Source organism: Saccharopolyspora karakumensis, assembly GCF_004349225.1.
GTDB classification, from domain to species: Bacteria; Actinomycetota; Actinomycetes; order Mycobacteriales; family Pseudonocardiaceae; genus Saccharopolyspora; species Saccharopolyspora endophytica.
In genome coordinates this window covers 1-7,847 of the sequence record NZ_SMLA01000103.1, presented here as the reverse complement: position 1 = coordinate 7,847, position 7,847 = coordinate 1, and the positions used below count along the sequence as shown (strand labels likewise).

General features: G+C 69.8%; 8 protein-coding genes. 3 read left to right on the top strand and 5 right to left on the bottom strand.

The window, feature by feature from the left end:
- Positions 1-291: 291 nt before the first annotated feature.
- Complete coding sequence (locus E1202_RS30700) at positions 292-1,548, bottom strand: aspartate aminotransferase family protein (RefSeq protein ID WP_132686808.1); 1,257 nt, start codon at positions 1,546-1,548, stop codon at positions 292-294.
- A gap of 144 nt (positions 1,549-1,692) precedes the next feature.
- On the opposite strand from E1202_RS30700, the gene E1202_RS30695 reads away from it, so the two are divergent.
- A complete protein-coding gene (locus E1202_RS30695; protein WP_132686807.1) occupies positions 1,693-3,171 on the top strand; it encodes an NAD-dependent succinate-semialdehyde dehydrogenase in 1,479 nt (492 codons plus the stop codon).
- A 66-nt stretch (positions 3,172-3,237) separates the two neighbouring features.
- Here E1202_RS30695 and E1202_RS30690 read toward each other — a convergent pair whose 3' ends face one another.
- The 4 genes from E1202_RS30690 to E1202_RS30675 form a co-directional block, all read right to left on the bottom strand.
- Entirely contained in the window at positions 3,238-3,930 is a 693-nt protein-coding gene (locus tag E1202_RS30690; RefSeq protein WP_408007714.1) for a GntR family transcriptional regulator, read from the bottom strand.
- 39 nt (positions 3,931-3,969) lie between these two features.
- Positions 3,970-4,692 (bottom strand): maleate cis-trans isomerase family protein, encoded by a 723-nt coding sequence (locus tag E1202_RS30685; RefSeq protein ID WP_132686805.1) that lies wholly within the window; start codon positions 4,690-4,692, stop codon positions 3,970-3,972.
- 151 nt (positions 4,693-4,843) lie between these two features.
- Positions 4,844-5,605, bottom strand: coding sequence for a maleate cis-trans isomerase family protein (locus E1202_RS30680; protein ID WP_132686804.1), 762 nt, complete (start codon positions 5,603-5,605; stop codon positions 4,844-4,846).
- Complete coding sequence (locus E1202_RS30675; RefSeq protein WP_132679868.1) at positions 5,595-6,113, bottom strand: DUF3830 family protein; 519 nt, start codon at positions 6,111-6,113, stop codon at positions 5,595-5,597. Before E1202_RS30675 ends, E1202_RS30680 begins: the two co-directional genes overlap by 11 nt.
- A 210-nt stretch (positions 6,114-6,323) precedes the next feature.
- Between E1202_RS30675 and E1202_RS30670 the strand changes: the two genes are divergently transcribed.
- Both E1202_RS30670 and E1202_RS30665 read left to right on the top strand, forming a co-directional pair.
- Positions 6,324-7,292: a D-2-hydroxyacid dehydrogenase gene (locus E1202_RS30670; RefSeq protein ID WP_132686803.1), complete on the top strand. Its 969-nt coding sequence runs from the start codon at positions 6,324-6,326 to the stop codon at positions 7,290-7,292.
- A gap of 32 nt (positions 7,293-7,324) precedes the next feature.
- The coding region (locus E1202_RS30665; protein WP_268952403.1) for an amidase family protein at positions 7,325-7,847 on the top strand (523 nt) is incomplete at its 3' end.

The window sequence follows — 7,847 nt, the reverse complement described above, 5'->3', positions numbered from 1 at the left end:
GTGGCGGCGCGGGGCGCCGTCCCTGAGGGGGCTGTGCGCCGCGATAGTAGTCGTACCTGTCGCCGCCGCCCTGCGGCCTTCGCCTCGGCGGTCCGCCCGCCGACCAGTCGCTCATGCTCACACCTGCGTCGGTTGTTGGCGACGCGTCCCGCACGCGCCGCTGTGTGGCGTGCAGCATTGCAGAAGCACGTCGCGCAGGTGACCGCCGCTATCGAACAGTAACCCGTGGATCAGAGTTTGTGCTGGTGGTGGGCCCGAGGAAGATCTCACACCCACCACCAGCGCGTTCCTCTAGCGTGCCACGGCCGAGCGCACCGCGGTGGCCCACAGCTCGATCGCGGCGTCGACCTGCTCGGCGGTGACGATCAGCGGCGGGATCATGCGCACCACGTTGCCGTGCGGGCCGCAGGTGAGCAGCAGCAGCCCGGCCTCGGCGGCGGCGGCGTGCGCGCGGGAGGCGGTGGCGGTGTCCGGGGTGCCTTCGGGGGTGGTGAACTCGTTGCCCAGCATCAGCCCGAGCCCGCGCACGTCGCCGATGACCGGGTGGTCGGCGGCGACCTTGCGCAAGCCTTCGACCAGCCGCGCGCCTTGCTCGGCGGCGTTGGCCACCAGCCCTTCCTGCTCCACCACGTCGAGGGTGGCCAGTGCCGCGGCGGCGGCCACGGCGTTGCCGCCGTAGGTGCCGCCCTGCGATCCGGGCCAGGCCTTGCTCATCAGCTCCTCACCCGCGGCGATCGCCGAGATCGGGAAGCCGCTGGCCAGTCCCTTGGCGGTGATGAGGATGTCGGGGCGCACGCCGGCGTGGTCGTGGCCCCAGAAGCGGCCGGTGCGCCCGACACCGGTCTGCACCTCGTCGACGATGAGCAGGATGCCGTGGGCGTCGGCGCGCTGGCGCAGCCCGGCCAGGAAGTCCGGTGGCGCGGGGATGTAGCCGCCTTCGCCGAGCACGGGCTCGACGATGATCGCGGCGGTGTCGCGCGGGGAGCTCTGGGTGACCAGCAGCTGGTCGAACTCCGCCAGGGCGCGGCGCACGGCCTCCTCGGTGCTGCACTGCTGGCGGTAGGGCTCGGGGAAGGGCGTGAACACCACTCCCGGCATCATCGGCCCGATCCCGGCGCGCACCTTCACCCCGGAGGAGGTCAGGGCGGCCGCGCCCATGGTGCGGCCGTGGAAACCACCCTGGAAGGCGATGATGTTGGCCCTCCCGGTGGCGTGTCGCGCCAACCGGACGGACGCTTCAACCGCTTCACTTCCGGAGTTGACGTAGAAGAGGCGGTCCAGGCCCTCGGGCAGCACCTGGCCGAGGCGTTCGGTGAGGTCGAGCAGCGGCTTGTGCATCACCGTCGTGTACTGGCCGTGGATGAGGGTGCCGACTTGGCGCTGGGCGGCCTCGACCACGCGCGGGTGGCAGTGTCCGGTGCTGGTGACGCCGATGCCGGCGGTGAAGTCCAGGTAGCGGCGGTCGGACTCGTCGTAGAGGTAGACCCCTTCGCCGCGTGCGGCCAGCACCGGGGTCGCCTGCTTGAGCGCCGGGGAGAGCTCCGTCATGATCGACTCCAAGCATGCAGAATGTAGGATTGTTGACAATCTAGGCAGTCATGCAACCATCAGCAACACTCGGTGTCCACCACCGAAGCGCACTAGGTTGGCAAACAAGCACATCCGTCGACACCCAGGAGGGTTCGCGCAGCGATGACCACCACCCCAACGCATCCCCGCGAGGCGACCGTCGTCGAGGCCGCCCCCAAGCAACTGCTCATCGCCGGCAAGTGGCGCGACGCCACCGGTGAACGCACCTTCGCCGTCGAAGACCCCGCCACGGGCGCCACCCTCTGCCACGTCGCCGACGCCTCCCCCGACGACGCGCTCGCCGCGCTCGGCGCCGCCCACGACGCCCAAGCCGACTGGGCCACCCACCCGCCCCGCGAACGCGGCGAGATCCTGCGCCGCGCCTACGAGATCATCATCGAGCGACGCGAAGACCTCGCCCTGCTCATGACCCTGGAAATGGGCAAACCCCTGCCCGAGGCCCGCGGCGAGATCACCTACGCCGCGGAGTTCTTCCGCTGGTTCGCCGAAGAGGCCGTGCGCATCAGCGGTGACTACGCCGTGGCCCCCAACGGCTCCGGCCGCTTCCTGGTCACCCGCCAGCCCGTCGGCCCCGCCCTGCTGATCACCCCGTGGAACTTCCCCATGGCCATGGGCACCCGCAAGATCGGCCCCGCCATCGCCGCCGGCTGCACCTCGGTGATCAAACCCGCCCAGCAGACACCCCTGTCGATGCTGGCGCTGGCCGAGATCCTGCGCGAAGCCGGACTGCCCGACGGCGTGCTCAACGTCGTCACCTCCTCCCACGCCGGCGGGGTCATGGAACCGATGATCCGCGACCCGCGCGCCCGCAAGCTGTCGTTCACCGGCTCCACCGCCATCGGCCGCAAGCTCATCGAGCAGTCCGCCGAGCAGGTCCTCAAGGTCTCCCTCGAACTCGGCGGCAACGCACCGTTCCTGGTCTTCGACGACGCCGACCTCGACGCCGCCGTCGACGGCGCCATGCAGGCCAAGATGCGCAACATCGGCGAAGCCTGCACCGCGGCCAACCGCTTCTACGTCCACGCCGACATCGCCCAGGCCTTCTCCGACAAGCTCGCCGAACGCATGTCCGCGCTGACCATCGGCCGCGGCGTCTCCGAAGACATCCAGGTCGGCCCGCTCATCGACGAAAAGCAGCTGAGCAAGGTCACCGACCTGGTCTCCGACGCCGTCGCCCAAGGAGCCCAGGTCGTCACCGGCGGCGACCGGCACGGCGGCGACGGCTACTTCTACACCCCCACCGTGCTCACCGGCGTGCCCGAAGGCGCGCGCATGGCCAGCGAGGAGATCTTCGGGCCGGTCGCGCCGATCACCACCTTCACCGACGAGCGCGAAGCCATCGCCAAGGCCAACAACACCGAGTACGGCCTCGTCAGCTACCTCTACACCCAGAACCTGCAACGCGGCCTGCGCGTGACCGAAGCGCTCGACACCGGCATGGTGGGCCTCAACCAGGGCATCGTGTCCAACCCGGCCGCCCCCTTCGGTGGGGTCAAGGCATCCGGGCTGGGCCGCGAAGGCGGCAAGGTCGGCATCGACGAGTTCCTGGAGACCAAGTACGTCTCCATCGGCGGCCTCTGACCCACCGCACGACGAATGGTGGGGCCGGTTTCCGCGGAAACCGGCCCCACCATTCGTGTGAGATCCCTACTCGGCCATCGAACCGTTGAGGCGCTCCAAAGCGTCGTTCATGTGCGCCTCCAAGCGCGACAGCAGGAGCGCCTCGTCACCGGACTCGATCGCATCGACCAGGCCCTTGTGCTCATCGACCAGCGCCTGCACATCGGCGTGGTACTTGTCCTGCAACGCCGTCAGGCACATCCGCTTCTCCACCAGCAGCGTCTGCGCCATCCGCTGCAACCGGGAGCTGCCCGACACCCGCACCAGCGTCTCGTGGAACTCCTGATCGGCATCGGCCAGCTCGATGGCATCACCCTTGCCCGCCGCGGCCACCATCCGCGACTGCGCCGCGGTCAGCTCCGCCACGGCCTCGACCCGGTGGTGCCGCACGATCTGCTCGCACGCCGCCCGCTCCACCGCCAGCCGCGCCACGTAGATGTCGGCGACGTCCTCGGTGTGCAGATCCATCACGAACAACCCGCGATGCGGCTCACTGCGCAATAAGCCCTCGGCCACCAACCGCTGCATCGCCTCCCGCAGCGGGCCCCGGCTCACCCCCAGCCGCGCGGCCAACTCCGCTTCCCCCAGCTGCGACCCCGGAGGCAGCGACCCGTACATGATCGCCGCGCGCAACTGGTCGGCCACGATCGCCGCCGTCGACTTGCGCTGCACCGGCTCCAGCTCACCGGGCTGCTGGTACTGCTCCTCGGTCCCGAGCACTGCGCTCACCATTTCCCTGTTCGCCGATGACCACCGGGGTCACCGGCCTGTTCCGGTCCGGAACAGCGTTCCCAATCCCTCACGCGACGTGCCCGCACCGGCCAGTCGCAACGCTTCCCACGCGCTGACCTGGTTGGCGGTCAGCACCGGCTTGCCCAGCCGCTGCTCGATGTCCTCCAGCCACGCCGCGGTGTGCAGCGCGGTGTCGGGCATCAGCAGCGCCTCGGCCTGGTCGTCGTCGTTGGCCGCGGCGAACGACAGCACCTCCTCGCGGCCCAGCGTGCCGACCTCGGCGGCGGTGACGATGCCCCTGCTGGACAGCCGCACCACCTCCAGGTCCCCGGCGCGCAGGAACTCCACGAAGTGATCGGCCACCTCGGCCGGGTACGTCGCGGCCACCGCGACCCGCCGCAGCCCCAGCAGGGCGGCGGCGTGCACGAACGCGAACGACGTGCTCGACGTCGGCTTGCCGGTCACGGCCTGCAGCTTCTCCACCTGATCGCGGGCCCCGGACCAGCCGAAGACGAAACTGCCCGAGGTGCACGCCCAGAGCACCGAATCCACCTCGCCCAGCGCACGCGCGCCGTCGGCGAGCACCTGCTCGGAACCCACGTCCAGCAGGGCATCGACGCGATGGGCGTCCTCGCGCATCAGCGTGTGCACCAGCGGCAGCCGGACATCGTCTCCGAGCAGGCCCTCCAAGGTCGGGTAGTCGTCTTCGGCGCTGTAGCCGGGATACAGAATTCCTGCGGTGTGCGGCACCGGGGAGCTCCATCCTGTGCTCGACGTCCAACGGCCAACAACCCTGGGGTACCCCGCCCGGCCACACCGCAACGGGGTGTCGATTGTTGACAATGTTACCGCAGGGTGAGCGGCCGCCGGAACGTTCGTAATGTCATCTTTACCGCCCCGCTCACGCGGCCGGAGCGTCCACCGCCTGCATCAATCGCTGCTCGGCACCCACCGCCGAAAGCCCCATCTCGCGCAACGCCGCCCAGATCGTGACCTGGTTGGCCGTGAGAACCGGCTTGCCCAACTCCTGCTCCAACGGCCCGATCAGGTCGTAGGTCGGCAGGTTCGTGCACGAGATGAACATCGCCTCGGCCTCCGGGCGATCCGCCGCGCGCACGATCTCCACCACCTCGCGGTACCCGGTCTTCCAGATCTGGCCGTCCAAACCCAGCCCGACGCTGGAGACCACCTCCACCCCGTGCTCACCCAGGAACGAGCACAACCGGTCGGTGATGGACACCACGTAGGGCGTCGCGATCGACACGCTGCCCACGCCCAGCACCTCCAAAGCGCTCACCAGCGCACCGGAGGTGGTCACCGCGGCCGGCGCACCGGCATCGCGCATCACCTCCACCAACCGCCGCTGCCCGCCGGCGCCGTCGACGAAACTCCCGGAGGTGCAGGCGTAGGCCACCACCTCCGGCTCGGGCACCAACAGGTCACGGGTGGCCGCGTGCACCGCGGCCTCGTCGGAGACCAGGCTGGCCTGCTCGACGCTGACCGGCACCGGGACGAACGCGGTGCGCGTGAGGTACAGCGACACCTCCTGCGGCGACCAGCGCCACAGCTCGCGGTCCAGCGCCAGGTCGAACGGGGTGATCACCCCGATCCCCCGCTGCTGCACCGGGCCGGACACCGCGCCGAGGAAGTCATCAAGTGGCATGCCGGCCCCCGATCGTTCCCTCGAAGCGCTCGTAGCGCAGGGTTTCGCCGACGCTGCCCGAACGCCACACGTCGTTGCACGCCTCGGCCATCTCCGCCAGCCCCTCCACGATCGTGGCGTAGACGTTGCCGGGCACCCAGCCGACGTCACCGTTGAGCAGCAGGTTGTTGCGCCCGTAGAAGATCGCCAGGTCGATCACCCCCGGCAGGTCCTCGATTCCCTTCTCCTGCTTGAACTCCCGGTCCAGCATGCCGCCGGGGAAGGAGAAGTAGACGACGTCGCCCGGGATCGGCGTCACCGTCGGGTTCTCCTGGCCCGGCTCGTCGGCGGCGAAGCGCGGCACCATCGTGTAGATCTCGTTGCGGGCGTACTTGGCGTGGTGCACCGGCCCGACCTGCGGCAGCGCGTTCCACACCGCCTCGCAGGTTCGGGGCGCATCGGCGTCGAGCAGCTCCGCCACGCAGGACACACCGCGCTTCTCCAGCGTGATCGACAGGTACCTGGGCATCGTGATCCATTCATTCGCTGTGGCCATGTCGCACTCTCCCCGGGCCGGACCAACCGATGCCAGCGGATTGTTGACAATCCTACGAACCGTTCCTAGCGTGTCAATGCCTCCACCGACGCTCGTTCTCACCCGCACAGTGCTGGGGAAACACGCTCGTCATCGGCGTGGGAGACGATCACCCGACACCCCTGCGGCCCTAAGGTCATCGCCATGGTCAACAACCGCCCCTCCGTCGTCGTCCTCCACGACGGAGACGCACCCGACGAGATGGCCCGCATCGCCGAGCACGCCGAACTGCGCTACGCCACTGGCGAGGAGCTCCCCGACGCCCTGCCCGGCGCCGACGCCCTGTTCGTCTGGGCCTTCCGCTCCCAAGCCATCGCCGACGCCTGGCCCCAGGCCGACACGCTCCAATGGATCCACGCCGCCAGCGCTGGAGTCGACCGCCTGCTGTTCCCCCAGCTGCGCGACTCCCCCGTGCAGCTGACCAACTCCCGCGGCGTGTTCGACCAGCCCATCGCCGAATACGTCCTGGGAACCGTGCTCACCTTCGCCAAGGACATGCACACCACCCTGCGCCTGCAAGACGCCAAGCAGTGGAAGCACCGCGTCACCGAACGCATCGAAGGCAAAACCGCCCTCGTCGTCGGCACCGGCCCCATCGGCCGCGCCATCGCCCGCCAACTCACCAACGCAGGACTGCGCGTGGCCGGAGCCGGACGCACCACCCGCACCGGCGACCCCGACTTCGGCGACATCCACGCCTCCGACGACCTCGTCCGCATCGCAGGCGACTACGACTACCTCGTCCTCGCCGCACCCCTGACACCCCAGACCCACGGGCTCATCAACGCCGACGTCCTCGCCGCCATGCGCCCCAGCGCCCGCTTCATCAACGTCGGCCGCGGCGAACTCGTCGACCAACCCGCCCTCGTCACCGCCCTCCAGCAACAACAACTCGCCGGCGCCGCCCTCGACGTCTTCGACACCGAACCCCTCCCGCAGGACTCACCCCTGTGGGAGATGCCCCACGTCCTGGTCTCCCCGCACATGTCCGGCGACACCCTCGGCTGGACCGACGAACTCGTCGACCTGTTCCTGACCAACCTGCGCGCCTTCACCCACGGCACCGACCTGCGCAACGTCGTCGACAAGCAACGCGGCTACGTCACCGCCTGACCCCGCCAGGCCGCCACACCCAGGGAGACGCCATGGCCAACACCCAGCCCGCCGAACTCCCGGCCACCGAACTGCTGTCCGCCTACGCCGCCGGAACCCTCTCACCCGTCGAAGCCTGCGAAGCCGCCCTGCAACGCATCAACGACCACGACCCCGCCATCAACGCCTACTGCCTCGTCGACCCCGAACACGCCCTGCGCGCCGCCCGCGAATCCGAGAACCGCTGGCACCGCGGCCAACCCGCCGGACGACTCGACGGCGTGCCCACCTCCGTCAAAGACCTCTTCCTCACCCGCGGCTGGCCCACCCTGCGCGGCTCCCACACCATCGACCCCGACCAGCCCTGGACCGAAGACGCCCCCGCCGTCACCCTGCTGCGCCGCGAGAACCCCGTCCTCCTCGGCAAGACCACCACCCCCGAACTCGCCTGGAAAGCCGTCACCGACAGCCCCCGCCACGGCATCACCCGCAACCCCTGGGACACCTCCCGCACCGCAGGAGGCTCCTCCGGCGGCGCCGCGGCCGCCGTGGCCACCGGCATGGGCCCCCTCGCAC